General features: G+C 69.2%; 18 protein-coding genes, 1 tRNA gene, 2 rRNA genes and 1 pseudogene. 13 read left to right on the top strand and 9 right to left on the bottom strand.

From position 1 onward, the window contains the following. The 8 genes and pseudogenes from ABDZ81_RS10695 to ABDZ81_RS10660 all read left to right on the top strand — a co-directional run. Positions 1-244: ribosomal RNA gene (locus ABDZ81_RS10695) — 23S ribosomal RNA — on the top strand; the annotation flags it as partial. 143 nt (positions 245-387) lie between these two features. Continuing rightward, positions 388-509 (top strand): 5S ribosomal RNA (rrf, locus tag ABDZ81_RS10690). Between the two features lie 188 nt (positions 510-697). Beyond that, positions 698-773: transfer RNA gene (locus tag ABDZ81_RS10685), tRNA-Cys, on the top strand. A 215-nt stretch (positions 774-988) separates the two neighbouring features. Next, positions 989-1192: a hypothetical protein gene (locus tag ABDZ81_RS10680; RefSeq protein ID WP_343773957.1), complete on the top strand. Its 204-nt coding sequence runs from the start codon at positions 989-991 to the stop codon at positions 1190-1192. 84 nt (positions 1193-1276) lie between these two features. Further along, positions 1277-1771, top strand: a pseudogene (locus tag ABDZ81_RS10675) (rhodanese-like domain-containing protein); the annotation flags it as partial. A gap of 62 nt (positions 1772-1833) precedes the next feature. Next, complete coding sequence (locus ABDZ81_RS10670; RefSeq protein WP_343773956.1) at positions 1834-2931, top strand: aminopeptidase; 1098 nt, start codon at positions 1834-1836, stop codon at positions 2929-2931. 85 nt (positions 2932-3016) lie between these two features. Next, entirely contained in the window at positions 3017-3883 is an 867-nt protein-coding gene (locus ABDZ81_RS10665) for a redoxin domain-containing protein (RefSeq protein ID WP_343773955.1), read from the top strand. 184 nt (positions 3884-4067) lie between these two features. Further along, positions 4068-4352, top strand: a complete 285-nt coding sequence (locus ABDZ81_RS10660) for a DUF5789 family protein (protein WP_377074464.1) — start codon at positions 4068-4070, stop codon at positions 4350-4352. A gap of 110 nt (positions 4353-4462) precedes the next feature. Here the strand turns inward: ABDZ81_RS10660 and ABDZ81_RS10655 are convergent, their stop codons facing one another. Further along, positions 4463-5506, bottom strand: coding sequence for a DUF5784 family protein (locus ABDZ81_RS10655; RefSeq protein WP_343773953.1), 1044 nt, complete (start codon positions 5504-5506; stop codon positions 4463-4465). Positions 5507-5733: 227 nt separating this feature from the next. Here ABDZ81_RS10655 and ABDZ81_RS10650 point away from each other — a divergent pair, with 227 nt between their 5' ends. Next, complete coding sequence (locus ABDZ81_RS10650; RefSeq protein ID WP_343773969.1) at positions 5734-5907, top strand: DUF5786 family protein; 174 nt, start codon at positions 5734-5736, stop codon at positions 5905-5907. Here ABDZ81_RS10650 and ABDZ81_RS10645 read toward each other — a convergent pair. From ABDZ81_RS10645 to ABDZ81_RS10635, 3 genes are all read right to left on the bottom strand, one after another. Beyond that, positions 5894-6637, bottom strand: a complete 744-nt coding sequence (locus ABDZ81_RS10645; RefSeq protein ID WP_343773952.1) for a DUF7530 family protein — start codon at positions 6635-6637, stop codon at positions 5894-5896. The two genes, ABDZ81_RS10650 and ABDZ81_RS10645, sit on opposite strands and share 14 nt — an antisense overlap. Next, positions 6637-7563: an NAD(P)H-binding protein gene (locus ABDZ81_RS10640; RefSeq protein WP_343773951.1), complete on the bottom strand. Its 927-nt coding sequence runs from the start codon at positions 7561-7563 to the stop codon at positions 6637-6639. Before ABDZ81_RS10640 ends, ABDZ81_RS10645 begins: the two co-directional genes overlap by 1 nt. Positions 7564-7662: 99 nt before the next feature. Beyond that, entirely contained in the window at positions 7663-8538 is an 876-nt protein-coding gene (locus ABDZ81_RS10635; RefSeq protein ID WP_343773950.1) for a YkgJ family cysteine cluster protein, read from the bottom strand. A 96-nt stretch (positions 8539-8634) separates the two neighbouring features. Here ABDZ81_RS10635 and ABDZ81_RS10630 point away from each other — a divergent pair, with 96 nt between their 5' ends. The 3 genes from ABDZ81_RS10630 (at position 8635) to ABDZ81_RS10620 (ending at position 11687) form a co-directional block, all read left to right on the top strand. Continuing rightward, positions 8635-8871, top strand: coding sequence for a DUF7561 family protein (locus tag ABDZ81_RS10630; protein WP_343773949.1), 237 nt, complete (start codon positions 8635-8637; stop codon positions 8869-8871). 461 nt (positions 8872-9332) lie between these two features. Further along, positions 9333-11195 carry a helicase C-terminal domain-containing protein gene (locus ABDZ81_RS10625; RefSeq protein ID WP_343773948.1) on the top strand — a complete coding sequence of 621 codons (1863 nt, stop codon included), beginning with the start codon at positions 9333-9335 and terminating at the stop codon, positions 11193-11195. A gap of 117 nt (positions 11196-11312) precedes the next feature. Beyond that, entirely contained in the window at positions 11313-11687 is a 375-nt protein-coding gene (locus ABDZ81_RS10620; protein WP_343773947.1) for a hypothetical protein, read from the top strand. A 44-nt stretch (positions 11688-11731) separates the two neighbouring features. On the opposite strand, the gene ABDZ81_RS10615 is transcribed toward ABDZ81_RS10620, so the two are convergent. Beyond that, a complete protein-coding gene (locus tag ABDZ81_RS10615) occupies positions 11732-12733 on the bottom strand; it encodes a hypothetical protein (RefSeq protein ID WP_343773946.1) in 1002 nt (333 codons plus the stop codon). 156 nt (positions 12734-12889) lie between these two features. Beyond that, a complete protein-coding gene (locus ABDZ81_RS10610; protein ID WP_343773945.1) occupies positions 12890-13147 on the bottom strand; it encodes a DUF7987 family protein in 258 nt (85 codons plus the stop codon). Between the two features lie 105 nt (positions 13148-13252). Between ABDZ81_RS10610 and ABDZ81_RS10605 the strand changes: the two genes are divergently transcribed. Continuing rightward, complete coding sequence (locus ABDZ81_RS10605; protein WP_343773944.1) at positions 13253-13543, top strand: hypothetical protein; 291 nt, start codon at positions 13253-13255, stop codon at positions 13541-13543. A 244-nt stretch (positions 13544-13787) separates the two neighbouring features. Here the strand turns inward: ABDZ81_RS10605 and ABDZ81_RS10600 are convergent, their stop codons facing one another. From ABDZ81_RS10600 to ABDZ81_RS10590, 3 genes are read right to left on the bottom strand one after another with little or no spacing between them, the layout of a single operon-like run. Continuing rightward, positions 13788-15326, bottom strand: coding sequence for a carotenoid oxygenase family protein (locus ABDZ81_RS10600; protein WP_343773943.1), 1539 nt, complete (start codon positions 15324-15326; stop codon positions 13788-13790). Between the two features lie 36 nt (positions 15327-15362). Then, positions 15363-16415 (bottom strand): class I SAM-dependent methyltransferase, encoded by a 1053-nt coding sequence (locus ABDZ81_RS10595; protein WP_343773942.1) that lies wholly within the window; start codon positions 16413-16415, stop codon positions 15363-15365. After that, positions 16408-17544 (bottom strand): 60S ribosomal export protein NMD3, encoded by a 1137-nt coding sequence (locus tag ABDZ81_RS10590; protein ID WP_343773941.1) that lies wholly within the window; start codon positions 17542-17544, stop codon positions 16408-16410. Before ABDZ81_RS10590 ends, ABDZ81_RS10595 begins: the two co-directional genes overlap by 8 nt. Positions 17545-17627: the final 83 nt, after the last annotated feature.

The following is a 17627-nucleotide window of genomic DNA, read 5'->3' as shown; positions in this document are numbered from 1 at the left end:
GGAACGTTCGTATAGTACGAGAGGAACTACGAATGGGTGCCACTGGTGTATCGGCTGTCCGCAAGGGCACGTGCCGAGCAGCCACGCACCACGGGGTAACGGCTGAACGCATCTAAGCCGGAAACCCACCTGAAAACGAGGTTCCACTGATCGGCTTGTAGAAGACAAGCTCGATAGACTCGGGATGTACGCGTCGAGGCAACGAGACGTTGAGTCCGCGAGCACTAACCAAGATCGCCACACAGTCATACCGCATTGGCTCAGTTTCGAGACGAACGGTCGTCTTCGAGAATGAGTCCAGGCGTAAACTGGATCGCACGTACATTAACATCGTCTTCGACCGATGGCTGGCGCCATCGTCGGCGGTTCGATTCCGCTGGTCGGCGTTAAGGCGGCCACAGCGGTGAGGCAACACCCGTACCCATCCCGAACACGGCAGTTAAGCTCACCCACGTGGCAGCAAGTACTGGAGTGCGCGAGCCTCTGGGAACACTGCCTCGCCGCCTGCCACTCATACTATCACCCTCACGAGCACACCGCTCGTGGGGGTGTTTCCATTTCGAACGCACAGCGACAGCGCCCGCCTCGCGACAGCACAGTAACCCCACAGCGGCCGCGCTGGTATGGCTGCGCCATACAACCCGCGCCATCCCCGAAACGTAGCGCTTAAGCGGGCGACGGATGTAGGATAAACTGCGCCAAGGTGGCAGAGTCCGGCCGAACGCAGCGGCCTGCAGAGCCGCCCACCGCCGGTTCAAATCCGGCCCTTGGCTTCTATCGACGCCTAACCACGCGAGAGGTATCGCCGGGGTAGCGACGGGACGCCGGAGCGACGATCCGTTGTCCGGCCCAGCACGATCGACGATTTTCGCTCGCCGCCCAACGTCAGCCGACGGAACGCCGTAGAAGTCGGGTGGCATTTGAGAACGGTCCGAATGGACCGGTTGCTACTTACTCCAGGAACGAGTAGCGTCGGGGAAGCAATCGCATGCAACGTTGCACCTTCCTCCGCACCGGAGCGATCGGTTTGGCGGGGATCGCCGGTTGTCTGAGCGGCGACGACGGTACCGATCCGAACAGTACTGGCGACGACGACACCGGTGCCGGTCAACAGGACGACGGCTGGCCGCCCGAGCTCGATGAATCGCCCGAGGAGCGCTCGATCGATACGGATGCGTTCGAACGTCTCTAGGTGAACGGTCAGGACGTGCCGCTGGTTCCGATCGACGTCGCGTACTACTGGTACTAGCGCCAGGAGGCTCGGTACGTCGACGCCAGGGGTGCCGGCCAGTACGAGGCGCTGCACATCACCGGCGCGGTCCACAGCCCGGCGCGAGGACGGGGCTCGGACGATCTCGTCACCGAGTGGCCCGTCGAAGACCGCGTCGTCTGTTACTGCGGGTGTCCTCATCACCTCTCGACAATGCGAGCCGCCGACCTGCTAGCGAACGGCCACGAGGAGGTGTACGCGATCGACGAGGGGTTCGTCCCGTGGGTTGAGAACGGGCACCCCGTGACCGGCGAGGACGAAGACGAGTACAGACTGGTCGGGACGATCGTCGGCGAGGCGCCCGAGGCAGCCACGGGATCGTACGCCTGGGCCCGGCACGCTCCGTCCGAGCAGTACGAGGCCGCACCGATCGACGCCGATGGTTCCTACGAGTTACACCTGCGGTTCGACGAGGCGTCGGCGATCCGCGTCGCGACGCCGAGTTACGAAATCGAGAAGCCGCTGGGCGAACTCACCGGCGGCGTGGTGACGGGTCCCTGAGGCGTCGTCGGTGACGATCGCGGGTCGGTCGCCTTTTTGTCGCGTCGCTCCTCGAACGGGGTATGGACGAACGTATCCGCGAGCACGCCGAGGTGCTCGTCGACTGGAGCGCTCGCATCGAGTCGGGCGACGACGTCGTGATGGCGGTCAGCGGAGGGGCCCACGAACTCGCGGTCGCCACCGCCGAGTTGCTCGGCGAGCGCGGGGCGAACCTCGTGGCGACGTACAGCTCCGGCGAGGTCCAGCGAGCGTACCTCCGCGGACACGACGACGAGTTCGACGCCGACCCCGCCCACGAACTCGCGCTGTTCGAGAACGCAGATGCCTACCTCGCACTCGGCGGCGGGCACAACACGAGCGCGACGGCCGACGTCCCCGGCGAGCGGCGTCGCGCCCACGCTCGCGCGACCGAGGAGATCCGCGAGGTTCGCCTCGCGACCGACTGGGTGAAGACGGTCCACCCGACGCGATCGCTGGCCCAGCAGGCCGGGATGGCCTACGAGGAGTACCAGGACTTCGTCTACGACGCCGTCCTGCGGGACTGGGAATCGTTGGCCGATGAGATGGAGCAACTCAAGCGGATCTTCGACGACGGTAGCGAAGTCCGCCTCGTCACCGAGGACGCCGACCTGACGATGTCGATCGAGGACCGGACTGCGGTCAACAGCGCCGCGTCGGTCGCGTACGACTCCCACAACCTCCCCAGCGGCGAGGTGTTCACGGCGCCGTACGCCACCGAGGGCGAAGTGCTGTTCGACGTGCCGATGACGATTCGGGGCAAGCGCGTCAATGACGTCCGGCTGACGTTCGAGGACGGCGAGGTCGTCGACTTCGCGGCGGGCCAGAACGAGTCCGTGATCGCCGACGTGTTAGAGACCGACGACGGCGCTCGCCGCCTGGGTGAGCTCGGCGTCGGGATGAACCGCGGGATCGATCGGTTCACCGATAACATCCTGTTCGACGAGAAAATGGGCGATACCGTCCACCTCGCGCTGGGCCGGGCGTACGACGCGAACCTGCCCGAGGGCGAGTCGGGCAACGACAGCGCGGTCCACGTGGATCTGATCACCACCGTGGGCGAGGATTCGCGGCTGGAGGTCGACGGCGAGGTCGTGCAGCGGAACGGTCGGTTCCGGTGGGAAGACGGGTTCGAGGAGTAGGGTACTGCGGGCGTCCGGATGTCGTTTCCGGCCGATCCGGCCCGCGCCGTCGGAACTATGCCCCTCCAGCCGTACGGTAGCTGATATGATCACCGAGGGAACGCAGGCGCCCGATTTCACCGTACCGGCTGCTATCGACGGTGATATCCGGGAGCTGACGTTCAGCGAGTACGCCGAGGGTCGGATCACCGTCCTCGCGTTCTACCCCGCCGACTTCAGCCCGGCCTGTACGGAGGAGCTATGTTCGCTGCGCGACATCGACCTCTTCAATCTCCAGCGCGACGTGGCGATCCTCGGCGTCTCGACGGACAGCGCGTTCAGCCACCGGGAGTTCGCGCGACAGAACGGCCTTGAGTTCCCCTTGGGTAGTGACGACGACGGCCGGGTGGCCGAGCGGTACGGCGTCCTCGGAGAGGACGTCCACGGGCACAGTCGCCTCGCGAAGCGGTCGGTGTTCGTCGTCGACGACCGCGGCGTGATCCGCTACGCCTGGACGACCGACGAGCCGACCCAGTTGCCCGACGTCGAGGCGGTCAGGGCGGCGGTCGATTCGATCCAGGACGACCGCGGCGCGATCGAGCGCTACCGGGCGGCCCACGAGCATCTCGAGTACGGCCGCTCGGAGAACGAGAGCGCGCTCGACGCCTACGACGACGGGGAGTGGCAGGTCGCCGCCGAGGCGTTCGGCGAGGCCGAGTACTACTTCCAGGAGGCCGAAACCGGGTTCGACACAGCCCGTCGATTCGCCGAGTCCGACAACATCGCGCAGGCGAGCGACCGGGCCAAACAGAAGGCGAGCCACTACCGGCAGGCGGCGCGCTGGTACGCCGCGGCAGCGCGCCGGCAGGCCGACGGGAAACGGGTCGCCGCGGAGGACACCGCCGAGGACGCCGAAGCCGCGCTCGACCGCGCTCGCGGAATGGAGCCGATCCCCGACCTCTACTCGTTTTGACGGCGCGGCTCTCGGGCGTACCGGTGGCGTGACGCCGAGCAGCGGCGCCGCCGTGCTCTCGTACCGTACTGTGGTCCGTGGTACCGCGCATACTATAATGGTCCTTAATGAAAGATAGGGGCTGTAATCCGATGGGTGACGTACTAGGCAACGTTTATAATTATCTATCATCCATTATTCGGTGATGACGCGACCCACCCAAGAGATGCTGGCCGAGACGGAGTATCCCATCACGACCGACGAACTGATCGAGCGACACGGCGACCGGCGGATCGACCTCGACGACGGCGCCGAGACGCTCCGCGAGATCCTGACGCGGACCGCCGCCGAGACGTACGAGCGTCCGGAGGACGCCGAGTACGCCATCTACTCGGCGGTCAGCGAGCACGCGATCGGCCGAAAGGGGTACAGCGACCGCGATCCGACGCCGCCGGGCAGCCCGCACGGCCCCGATCAGGTCTCGTTCTGACGCGATCGGTCCGGTCGCCGTCTCCCATTTTCTGGCTGCTGCGACGTTCGGGCGGCGGCGCCGCCGCTGGTGGAGTTCACGGCAGTCGTTCGGAAACTCGAAGCGGCCGCTCAGGCCAGATTGATGCCGTCAGCGAGGTCGAGCGGCACGGTGCCCGTCGCGTACCCCTCGATCCGGCCGGTCGGCCGCGCGCGAAACACGATCGCCGGGTGATGGGGGAGCGTCGGTCGCTCGCCCCGGACCGCGGCCCACTCGTCGTCCCGGAAGCTCGAGCAGTCGACGAACAGCACGGCGTCGCCGTGCTCGCTGAGCTGCCCGCTGGCCTTGCCGTCGGCGGTCTCCCGTACCGCGGCGGTCGGCGTGTTCGCGTTCCGTCGCGTCGGCGGCTGGGGCCGTGTCACCTCGACGATCGTCCCCCTCACGTCAGTTCCGCGGGGGTCGCCGCCGTCGGCCGCGGGGCGGTCCTCCTCGACCGCCCGGAAATCCAGCGAGTGGCCCGTCCCGACCTGTATCTCCGGCGTGATGCCGTAGCCCGCGTCGGTGAGGATCTTCGCGGCGTTGAACTCGCCCATCGCCGCGGTCATGCGCACCCGGTCGAACACCTCGCTGGTGCCGAGCTTGCCGGCCATCACCTCCCGCTCGTCGTCGAACACGCCCGTCGAGAGAAAGTCGTCGTAGAACGCCAGCGCGTCGTCGCGATCCGCGTCCGGAAACCCGGCCGCGTGCTCGCGGAAGAACGTCCGCGTCGTCTTCCGGCCGTCCTTGGACATGAAGACCGGCAGGAAAAACCACGCAAGGTGGTCGTACGGTTCGAGCCACGGCTCGGCGTCGAGCAGTTCGGTCAGCAGTTCGCGCTGGCAGAAGCGCGCGACGTGGTACGGCACCTCCGTCCAGCCGAACTTGTCGGTGCGCCAGAGCGTCTGGGGCGTCTCGGTGTTGCCGAGCCAGTACCCCTCGCCGTCGCGCCAGAGAAACAGCGCGATATCGCCGTTGTCGACGTCGAACCGTCGAACCGACCAGCCGCCGCCGGGATCGAACCGGGGGTCGACGGCGTCGGCCCCCAGGTTGTCGTCCAGCGGGGCCAGAAGCTTGCGCTCGACGCGGTCGGGCGTCCAGCGCTCGGTCGACTTGCGGAAACGAAGCGGACTCGCCACGAGGGGACGTAGGTCACCGGCCCGTATACCTGTTTTCCCCCGCGTCCGACTCCGAATCGACGTCGCGATCGGGCCGTCGGTTCCGAGGTCGGCGGCGCTCCCCGGCGGCGCCGTTTCGCTCCCCCGTTCGGCAGTGTGGTACCGTAGGAGCCCATTTCCGGCGCGGTCTCGGTGTGAACAACCGTTACATTGATAAGTGACAGCGGCCTACTATGGTTGTACTTACCATGTCAATGGGTGCCTATGACGAAGACGAGCACGAGCGCCGCGAGCAAAAGGCCAGCGAGGTCGACGCCGATTTCGACGGAGCCCGATCGGAGTACCGCGGCACCGTCGAGTACGACTCCGGCGACTCCGCCGAGGAGTTGCTCGACGCGTTCGAGCAGATCAAGTCCGAGTGAGCGTCTCTCCTTTCGAGCGCAGTAACAGGACCGACAGCCCGGTGGCGATCGTGACGGCCGCGACGTGTCCCAGCAGCGCGACGACCAGCACGGGCCGGTCGCCGACGAACGGGACGAGCGAGAGCTGAGCGGCGGCGAAGGCGACGTTCCAGGCGTCGACGCGGCTGTAGGCGTTCGCCTCCGCGGGCGTGAAGCTTCCTCGGTACCGGTAGGATCGCCAGACGGCGACGACGCTCGCCCACCAGCCGGTGCCGATGCGGTAACAGACGTCCCAGCCGATCAGCAACGCGAGGTAGACGGCCGCCAGCGGCGGGTCGACGCCGAACAGCGCCTCGACCAGCGGCTGGCCGCCCTGCCGCGGGTCGTAGACGAACAGGTGCGTGACGAACACGAGAAACGCCAGCAGCCCCAGCACGACCTCGAAGCGCGAGCCGAACAACAGCCCGCGGTACGGCTCGGGCGCCCCGAGCGCGCGGATCCGGTCGCTGACGTGCAACATCACGGCGCTGCCGACGCCGGCGACAGCGACCGCGACGGTGCCGAACGCGGCGGCGTCCCACAGGCCGTAGACGGCCGCCAGCACCAGGACGGCCGCCTCGAACAGCACCAGCTGCACCGCGACGGCCGCCGATTTCGAGAGGGTCACGCCCGGAATCGCCCCGACGATGCTCTCGTAGGTCCACGCGTCGCCGTAGTCGACGCCCCTCACTCGGCCTCCGTGGTCGTCCATCACTCGGCCTCCGCGGCCGGCGCCGCGTCGCCCCGATCGCGCTCGAACGCCCGCTCGACCGCGGTCGCGAACGGCGTCAGTTCGACGTCGACGTGCTCGCGGATGCTGTCGTTCTCGACGACGACCGGCGTCTTCAGCCCCTCGATCAGCGGGTGGGCCACGCTGCGGGGCACGTCGGTCACCAGATCGACCCAGTACGCCGACAGCCGCGGCGTCAGCACCGGCACCGGCACGATCGTCAGCCGCCGGCCGGCGACGCGGGCGGTCTCGACCAGCATCTCCTGGTAGGACAGCACCTCCGGGCCGCCGATCTCGAAGCTCCCGCCGGCGGTCGCCGGGGCGTCGAGAACCCCGGTGAGATACGCGACCACGTCGTCGACCGCGATCGGCTGGCAGGGCGTCCGCACCCACTTCGGCGTCACCATGACCGGGAGCGACCGGGTCAGCTGATCGATGATCTCGAACCCCGTGCTGCCCGCGCCGACGACGATGGCGGCCCGGAGCGTCGTCAGCTCGAACGTCCCGTCGCCGAGGATCTCGGCGACCTCCTGTCGCGACCGCAGATGGCCCGAGAGCCGCTCGTCGTCGCCGCCCTGCTCCCCGAGGCCGCCGAGGTAGATCACCCGCTCGACGCCCGCGGCGTCAGCCGCGCGCGTGAAGTTGCTCGCCGCCCGTCGGTCGCGCTCGGCGAAGTCGCCGCCGGTCCCCATCGAGTGGACGAGGTAGTACGCCGCGTCGACGTCCGCCAGCGCCGCCTCGAAGCTCCCCGGATCGAGGAGGTCGCCCTCGACGACGCCGATTCCGGCGGGCGCGTCGTACCGATCGGCGTCCCTGACCAGCGCCGTGACCCGGTGGCCCGCATCGACGAGCGCCGGCCCGAGGCGTCCGCCGATGAACCCCGTCGCACCGGTGAGCAGCACGTGCATGCCCCGTCCGAAGGACCGGAGCGCCTTAGTAATCACCGCCGGGAATCGCGTGGCTCGGCTCGACGCCGGCGCTCGCTCCCGACCTGGCGTCTTCGGAGCTCAGTCCCAGCCCGGCGTCTCCGGCGCGCCGCGGTCCTCCTCGGCGGCGCTGGCGAGCGAAGGGGCCGTCGCCTCGGCGGCGTCGGCTTCCCCCGTTGCGGCGTCGGCACGGTCCGTCCCCTCCGCGATCGTCTCGCCGACCCACGAGTCGGCCTCCAGCGCGCGCTCTCTGGCCGCTTCGTAGCGTCGCTCGTCGACGCCGGTCGCGCCCGGGCTCGACGCCGCGGCGACGCCGACGAACTCCGCGCGATCCGCCGCGGTCGGTTCTCCCCGCGCGACCCGGTCGACGACGCCCGCCAGACGCTCGGGCTCGGGATGAACGAACAGCTTCTCGCCCAGCGCCTGCGGGCCCAACAGCAGCCCCTCGGCGTCTTCCGGCGGCTCGTCGTCGAGCAGACGGTCGCCGCCGAACGATCGCTCGACGCGCTCGCACTCGGTCTCCTGGTCGAGCGTCAGGTTGTGGCCGGGGTAGCTCGCGCACTGCTGGGGGTAGAGCTCGTCGCCGTGGATGCGACATTGCAGCGTCTCGGGATCGAGGAAGACGCAGGCCGGGAGCCGCCGCGGGGCGACGTCGAACGGCGCGACCGGCTTGGGGATCTTTCTGAGCCCGACGAAGAAGGCGGGTCGACCGCCGACGCCGGCGAGCTCCCGCCCGTCGATCTCGACGCCGCCCGCATCGCGCCAGAGCCGCGGCGTCAGCGCGTCGCCCAGTCCGGCGTCGACGAACGTCCGTACCTCCCCGCGCCGGAGCGGCGTGAGGTTGTACGTGTCGTCGAGGGGTTGTCGGTCCCCACCGCGCTCGTGATCTCCGGGCGCGTCGGTCAGCGCGCGCCAGTCGACGCAACAGCCCGCGCAGCCCTCGCAGTCGACCTCCATGGGTATGTGTACGCGTCGCGCGCCAAAACGTGTGCCCCCGATCTGCTCCTCGCCGCGGACGTGAACGCTTTCACGGTGGCGGCCCAATGGGGCGCCATGAGCACCGACCCCTGCGACGGCTGCGGCGCCGCGGTGCGGATCGGCGGCGGGATCGGCGACTTCTGGACGCTCTCGCCGGGGACGACCGGCGGGATGACCCTGGAGTTCGACGACGACTCCGAGCACTTCCTCTGTTTCGACTGCGTCGACGCGCTGCCGGACTATCCGACCGCCGCGGACGTCGCCGCGCTGGACCGGTCTGTCGAGGAAGGCAACGAGAGCGACGCCGAGTGACTCGATACGGTTCGACTATTCAGTTGCGGCCGGTCTGCGCTGTTTGACGGGACCACCTCGAAAGTCCTCGGCGTCTTATAAACGACGCGGCCGGCCGTGCGGCTGCGGTGGCGCGTGCTGTCGAGGCCTCGTGCCGAGACAGCGCCGCGCGAGGGACGACCGAAGGAGCGTGCGACTGAGGGAGTCGGCTGGGGATGACGAGGCTACCGTGGGTGGGAATGAAAGGGGCCGCCGCGGTCGATCCGGTGAGACGAAGTAAGCACCGCAGCGACCGAAGGGAGCGAGGAGCACAGCGAGTCGCAACCGGTCGAGCGCGGCGGGGGCTTTCAGAGAGTTCGCAGTCGTAGCTGCTGTTCGAGAGAGTGCGGCAGAGGTTTCCCGACTGTTCGCACCATTGAACAACCAACTACGTAGCACCGGAGTCGCAGACTTTACCATCGTACGTCGCGCCCTACATCGTAGTGGACGCCAGCCGCATCCTCGACGAGTTTCCCGCGCCCTCCTACCGCGGCAACCAGCAGCAGGCGCTCGCCGATATCCGCGAGGCGTTCGACGCCGGCAACGACGTGGTGCTGGTGCGCGCCCCGACCGGCAGCGGCAAGTCCCTGCTGGCCCGCGCCATCGCCGGCTGCGCGCGCCGCGGCGACGACGCCGCGCCGAGCGAGGCGACCAGCGCCTACTACACGACGCCGCAGGTCTCCCAGCTCGACGACGTCGCCAGCGACGACCTGCTCGAGGATCTCAACGTGATCCGGGGCAAGAGCAACTACAACTGCATCCTCCCCGGCGAGACCGACACTTCCGTCGACCAGGCGCCCTGCGCCCGCGAGCGCGGGTACGACTGCTCGGTCAAGCACCGCTGTCCGTACTTCTCCGATCGCGCCATCGCCTCGAACCGCCGGATCGCCGCGATGACGCTGGCCTACTTCATGCAGACCGCCGGCTCGGACGTGTTCCGCAAGCGCGACGTCTGCGTGATCGACGAGGCCCACGGGCTCGCCGAGTGGGCCGAGATGTACGCGACGACCCACCTCGGCCCGCGGACGGTGCCGATGTGGGACGACCTGCGCGTGCCCGATCTCGACGGGCCGGACCAGGCCGTCGACTACGCCGACGCGCTGATCGACACCTGCACGAAGCGCAAGGACGACCTGCTCCAGAAGGGCGACCTCGAACCCGCCGAAGCCGCCGAACGCGACCGCCTGCAGGAACTCATTTCCGAGCTCAAGTGGTTCGTCGAGGACTACCGCGATCCCCAGAGCTCGACGACGTGGCTCGTCGACCAGAACGACCGCGAAAGCGGGGACGGCCAGGGCGAGGGCGGTCCGGTCACGATCAAGCCGATGAACCCCGAGCGCTACCTCCAGCACACCGTCTGGGATCGCGCGAACAAGTTCGCGCTGCTCTCGGCGACGATCCTCAACAAGGAGGCGTTCTGCCGGCAGGTGGGCCTCGATCCGGCCGACGTCGCCCTGGTCGACGTGGGGCACACGTTCCCCGTCGAGAACAGGCCGCTGTACGACGTCGCGCGGGGGAAGATGACCTACGAGCACCGCGAGGAGACGATCCCGAAGCTCGCTCGCACGATCGTCCGGATCATGCGAACCCACGACGACGAGAAGGGGCTTATCCACTGTCACTCCTACGACATCCAGTCCCGCCTCGAAGAGCGCCTCCGCGATTTCGGCGTCGACCGGCGCGTGCGCACCCACGATCGTGAGGACCGCGACCAGGCCCTCGAAGCCTGGAAGGACAGCGATCGGCCCGACGTGTTCCTCTCGGTGAAGATGGAGGAGGCCCTCGACCTGGAGGGCGATCTCGCGCGCTGGCAGGTGCTCTGCAAGGCGCCGTACCCCAACACCGGCGACTCGCGGGTCGCCCACCGTCTAGAGGACGGCCAGTGGGGCTGGTACTACCGCACCGCGCTGCGGACGGTAATCCAGGCCTGCGGGCGGGTCGTCCGCGCGCCCGACGACTACGGCGCGACCTACCTCGCGGACACGAGCCTGCTTGACCTGTTCGACCGGGCGAGCCACGACGTGCCCGACTGGTTCGACGAGCAGATCGCGGCGATGTCCGAGCCCGATCTGCCGGCGTTCGATCCCGACGCCGCGCTGGGCGACGCCGGATCGGCGGCCGGTCGACGCTCCGACCGTTCTACTCGCTCGGCAGGTCGAGCGAGCGATGGCGGCGATCGGGACGATCGCGGCGGCTCGTCGTCGGCGTCCGGCGGCGACGCCGCGGCGTCCTCGCGCGGGTCGCGCTCGTCGACGTCCTCGAGCGACTCCAGCCCGATCGCGGACGTCTGGGACACGGACGGCTGATCGGGCGGACCGTCGATCGACGCTGTCGGCGGTCGGGACGGCCCGGCGTCGGTACGGCTTCGGCGTCCGATCGAGTCTCCCTACGATTTACGTCGATCGAGCGTCTGAACCCCGGTGATGGACGACGATTCGGCGGCGGTGGCGTCGACGTTCGTCGAGCGGTTCGGCGACGGCGCGTTCGACGAGGCGGACGAGTTGGTCCACCCGGACGGGCCGATGGAGGGCGCGGGCGACGCCGCCATGATCTTCTCGCTGGTCCTGACCGATTTCATCGTAACGCTCCTGCTCCGGTCCGTCCCGACCGAGGTCACCGAAACGACGACGATCGAGGAGGGCCCGACGAGAGCGAGCGTCGCGGTCAGCGCGACGATCGCCGGCGTGCAGGCGCCCGAGGCGCTCGTCGAACTGCGTCGGCACGCGGACGACGACGCGGCCCCTCGCGCCGCCCGAGACGGGGACTGGCGCGTCTGGAACGTCGATACCGATCGGTGAGCGCGACCGCTCGACGGGGGCGCTCCACCGATAGACCGACCCGATTACCGATCCGTCGACGTCGACGCCGACGACGAGCCCGATCCCGACGCCGACGTGGATCGCGACGACGACGCAGAGCCGGACGCCGCCGACGAGCCGTGGCCCGCACTGACGAACGCGCGGCCGTCGTGGCTCACCGTCGCCGAGCCGGGCAGGCCGTTCTCGAACTGGACGCGCACCGCGTAGTCGATCTCGACGATCGACTCGGCGCACAGCCGGTCGTCGGCGTCGTCCGCGGCGGCCGTCACGACGTCGACCGACAGCTCGTCGTCTTCGGCGTCGTAGTCGACGCTGCCGAGTTTTGCGGTCTGACAGGCGTCGTGCCCGTGGATCGTCCCCTCGACGACGACCGCGTTCGCGTCCCTGTCGAACTCGATGTCCGCCTCGTCGACTTGCTCGCCCGGGCTGACCTCGCTCACGTCGATCGCGCTGTCGGTCAGTTTCGGCGTCTCACCGCCGTCGGACTTCTCGCTGCCCGATTCCTCGTCACTCGACCCGTTGTCGGTGGCGGTGCTGCCGAGCACGACGTCCTGATACGACACCGCGGCTTCGTCGGGCAGACCGCCGTCGAACGCGACGGTTCCCTCGTACTCCAGCGTGCCGACGCAGTCCTGGCAGGGCTCGTCGCTGCGTTCGGTCGCCAGCACGATCGCGAGCGCGTCCTCGGACTCGTCGTACTCGGCCGATTCGACGAGGACCTCGTGACAGGGCGTGCCCGCGGTCAGCAGCCCCGAGAACCGGACCGCCGTCTCGGACTCGACGAGTCGCACGTCGGCCGTCGGGTCCTCGTCGCCCGACGCGCAGTCGCTCGCGACCGTCTCGACGCCGACGGACGCGACCGAGACGCCGTCCGAATCCTCGGTTTCGGCGTCCTCGTCGGGACCCGCGTCGCCGGGATCGGATTCGTTCGGATCGCCCGGTTCGGTGGTCGCGTCCGACAGACAGCCGGCGAGGGCTGCCGCGCCGAGCGCGCTCGATCGTCGCAGGATCGTTCGCCGTTTCATACTTCCTGCTACCGTAGCCACCCAAAAAGCCGCTCCGTAGGCTCAAAGAGGCGTTGTAGTCTTCGGTCGGGACAGCGGCGCCGCTACGCGATAGTGAGCGGGATCGACGCCGTCGCCGTTCGACGGCGGACGGCTCTCGAAAATTCGTCGCTCGCGTTAGTCGGCCGGCGTCGGATCCGGCGCGGCGTCGCTCGACTGGCTCGGCGTGCGACCGGGGACGGGCTCGACGCCGGGTTGGGTCGGATACTGTGCGGCCGAGGCGGCCAATCGTCGGTAGATCGCGGGGAGGACCACACCGATCGTCGCGAGGATCGCGACCTGCAGGAGGGGGGTGACGTAACTCTGGGCGGCAAACCAGAGCCCGACCGCGATAGCGACCGACGCGTTGGTCACTATAGTTTCGCTAGTGGGCATGTTTCATAGAAGTACGTTCGGCTAAATATACCTTTCTATCGGTTGACACCATGTGTGTGTGACGCACGGACGAGGTTTTTGGTCGTTCGCGTCCCGGTTGAGCGTATGGACGCGAGCGCCGACGCCGTGCGGGAGCGCGCGGAGATCGAGCACTACGAGCCTCCGGTGTACGGCATCGAGGAACCGCTCTGGATCGCGACCGACGAAGCGACGGGCTGCTCGGGCGTCGGGAAGATCGAGGAGGAAGCGATCGGCAACCTGCTGTCGCTGGTCGCGACCCACGAGACCGCACCGGTCGACGACGCCGAGTACATGAAGTTCCCGGGCGACGTGCGAGAGAAGACCTGGACGGGCGAGAGCGACGGGCTGGTCGGCCGGCTCCTCGAGAAGTTCTGAGTCGCCCCCCCGGCTACGGCCGCGCCGCTGGGCCGTCCGGCGGGCGAGCTCTCCGTGCGCCGACCCCGATCACAGCGCCGCGGCGGTCATCGCGACCAGCGACGACACCATCAGGAACACGAACATCAGGGCGATGATCTGATTTCGATCCATAGTCGAGCGTTGCGCGCCGACCACCATAACTGGTGCGCTCCGGGCGGCGCTCGACAGCGCGCACCCGCTCGGCCAGCGGATCGGCGTCCGTTCAGGCCATCGACTGGATCGGGCGGCCGCCGTCCCGGTAGAACTGCCCGTGGAACCCGAACGGCAGCGGACGATCCAGCGGCGCCCGGGCGCGCTCCGAGAGATCGGCGGCGTCGAGCACGAGCAGCGCGGACCGTTCGGCCGCGGCGTCGAGGACGACCGAGAGCAGGACGCCGTCGTCCTCCTCGTCACGGCGTCCCGACGGCGCGGGGACGAACAGCGGTTCGCCGGGATGCACGTCGGGCTCCGACCAGGTCACCGTGCGCCCGGTCTCGACGTCGACCTTGACGATGCGATTCAGGAACGCTTCCGGCGGATTCCGCCGATTGCCGGCGCCGTAGACGTACCGGTACGCCCGCCCGTTGCGGTTCGCGTAGTCGATCGTCGGGAACGCCATCGGCCCATCGTGGAGCGTCGTCGGCGTCGGCTCGACCGGCGTCTCGGACGCCGTTGCCCGGATCGGCTGGGACGATCCCGCGCTCGGCACGTCTGCAGCGTCCGCACTCGGTCCGTCCGCGGCATCCGGCGGCGCAATCGGAAGCCGGTAGCGTCGCAGTTCGCCCGCCGGCAGAGCAGGCGACGCCGAGCGGAGATTCGGGAGCGAGAACGTCGTCACGGCGTCGGCGTCGTCGAACGCGATCAGGTCGACGACGAGCTCGCCCGCGTCGGTGTCCTCGAACGCGTTGGCGTGGTGGAAGACGAAGAACGGATCCGTCCGGTAGGGTCCGACGACGTCACCGGACTCTCGCTCGCAGAGGAAAAACCGGGTGCCTCGCTCGGGCTCCCACTCGTGGGCGTCGAGGAACGTGTCGGCGGTCAGCAGCCGGCGGGGCGACGTGACGAACGGCGGCTCGGTGACGACGGCGTACCGCTCGGTCAGCGCGAAGCTGTGGACGTACGCGGGTCGGTCCACCTCGATCGTCGCGACCGGCTCGCGGCGGGCGCTCCCGTCGGCTCTGCGGTGGAGAACGTAGCCGGCGTTCCGACCGTGACGGGTGGCCAGCCCCCACGTCTCCCCGCGTCGCGGGTCGTAGTGGCGGTGGGCCGTCGAGCCGGTCGCGTCGACGCCGTCGTCGAACCGCCGTGGATCGAGCGTGCGCAGGCTCTCGGGGTCGAACGCCCACGCCCGCGGTGGCTCGGTCACGGCGACGAACTCGCCGCGACGGTGGGTGACGGTGATCGAGGCGTTGTCGGTCAGCTCGCCGGAGAGGAGTCGCCGAACCCGCCCCAGCGGCCCGTCGTCAGGGGTGGTACCGAACTCGGCGTACCGGAGACCGCCGGTCGCCCGCGCCCGCTCGTAGGCGTCGCTCCGCAGGAATCGTGACGCGAACTCGACGCCGCCGTCGCGGATCGCGAACCGCCGGAGCAAGGCGAACCCGTCGAACCAGTGGTTCACCGTCCGGTCGCCGGCGGAGAACTTTCCGGGGCCGTTCCGCAACAGGACGCCCGAGAGCCACTCGGGGAGTTTGCCCTCGACTGGAAGCTCGGTCGGCGGACGCGCCTCGGCGTCGCGGAACCCGAGTCTGTGGTCGGCGGTCACGGTCGGAGTTCGGGTGCCAGCTACCTCAATCTGGGCCTACGCAACTCTGGCGTCCACGACGACGTGCCAGACGCCCTCGCTGTGGCTCTTGACCTTTCGCTTGCCCTCGATCTCGACGCCGCGCCCGGCCCGGTCGGCCGCAGCCTCGATCCGGCCCACGGGGCGGTCCCACAGTTCGGCCTCCGGCGTCGCCTCGTGGACGTGCAGGACGCCGCCGGACGCCGCGGCGGCGACGGCGTCGTCGAGGTACTCGTGGGCGTCGTAGTACCCCATCACGACACGGTCGGCCCCGGAGACCTCGACGTCCCGGCAGTCCGCGCGGTACGCCTCGACCCGATCCTGTACGTCGTTGAGCACGGCGTTCTCGATCAGGTAGCGGTACGCCGTCGGATTGATCTCCGCGGCGGTGACCTCGGCGCCGGCCCGCGCCATCGGCAGCGTGAAGTAGCCGATCCCGGCGAACATGTCGAAGACGCGCTCGGGGCCCTCGCGATCGGTCTCGACCGTGGGACCCGCCTCTCCGGCGATCACGTCGGCCATCCGCGCGCGCTCGGCCTTGTTGCCCGGCGAGAACATCACGTCCCGGAGATCGAGCGCGTAGCGCGTGCCGTGCTCGGTGTGGATCGTCTCCGTGCTCGGGTCGCCCGCGATCACCCGGCCGTCGGGCTCGCGGCGTTCCCCGTCGACGCCCTCGTGGGCCAGCACGGTGTCGGCCTCGCCGTGGAGCTCCAGCAGGGCGTCGCCGAGCTCGGCTTCCCGGGGGCAGTCCTCCAGCGTGACGAGGACGACGCTGCCGATCACCGCCCACGAGCCGGGCGCCCGCTCGATCTCGGCGTCGGTCCAGCCCCGTTCGGCCAGCAGGTCCGGCAGCGTCGTCCCGCGCAGCTCAGGATCGGTCTGGACGACGACCTCAAGCACGTCGGTGTCGGCGGGCGCGGTCGTCACCGGCAGCGCGACCGACTCCGGGCCGTACTCGCGGACCTTCCGGCGGTCGTCGTAGACGCCCTCGGCGCGCAGCTGTTCGGTCGCGACCTCGGCGCGGGGCTTCTCGACGACCGCGGCGAGAGCGTCGTCGTCTCCGTCACTCATCGTCCTCGCCACCGCTTCGGTCGGCTCGCTCGTCCTCGGGCAGCACGTGCAGCCCCGCGCGGCTCTTGAGCACGGGGACGGTGTCGGCGTCCGGATCGAGATAGTCCGGGCGGGCGATCGTCTCGGCCCGGTAGGTCTCGGGGTCGAGCACCTGCACCGCGCGGTCGTCCTCGACCGTCACGAGCGTCGTTTCCTCGGCGTCGTCGATCGATCCCAGCCGCCGGGCGTCGGGCGCGTCGCCCTCCTCGTAGGAGGCTTCGTAGCGCTCGCCGGTCGTGAGACGGGTGCCCTTGAGGTTCCCGCGGGCGCTCGTGACCAGCACCGGCCCCTCGCCGTCCTCGGGATCGATTACCTCGCCCGGGCGGTAGGGCGGTAAGCGGACGGCGAAGGTGACCCGGTAGACGCCGTTGCCGTCCTCGTCCTCCGAGACGAGCGTCTCGGAGTCGGAGTAGCTCCCGCCGAACTCCTCGACGACCCGGCGGGCGACCTTCATGCCGATCTTGTTGGTCGATAGCTTGAGGTTCAGCCCGGCGTCGACCTCGCTCGCGTCGGTGACGAAGGCGTTGCGGTCGCCGGTCGCCTCCATCTCGTCGACGACCTCGTTGGCGATCTCGCGGGTGCGCTCGACCTCCTCGTCGGTCGGCGTCCGGTCGCGGGCGCGCAACTGGACGATGCTGGCGTAGTAGTCCCCGGAGATCCGCCCGCAGCGATCGCAGGTCTGGCGGGTGATCTTCACCGGCACCGTCACCTGCTCCTCGACGGGCGTGCCGTTGACCACACCGGTAAAGAAGCAGTGCATCCGGATCGTCGTCTGGTCGACCTGTTCGGGTTCGACGCTCCAGGCGACCTCCTCGGCGTCGAAGTGGACCGCCAGCGACTCGCTGACCTCCTCGACGGCGACCTCGGTGTAGTCGTCGGCGCCGACGTCGACCCAGCGGTTCCCGCGGTGGACCGCGCCGCAGGTGGCACAGACCCGCACCTGCACGCGGTCGGGCGCGTCGATCAGCTCGAACTCGTCGAAGTAACAGGAATCACACAGCGCGGGGTCGCCGCGGCGCTCCTCGCGGGCCTCGAGCGGCGTGTCGATGGCGTCGCCGCAGCGGGGGCAGAACGCGCGCGTCTCGCTCATGGCCCGTCGGTACGTTCTTCCGGCGTTTAAGCCGTCCGTTCCGGGCTCGAACCTGGGGGTGCAAAGCCCCGCTGTCGCGGCGG

Source organism: Natronoarchaeum mannanilyticum, assembly GCF_039522665.1.
Classification (GTDB): Archaea; Halobacteriota; Halobacteria; order Halobacteriales; family Natronoarchaeaceae; genus Natronoarchaeum; species Natronoarchaeum mannanilyticum.
This window is presented reverse-complemented; position numbering and strand designations above follow the sequence as displayed.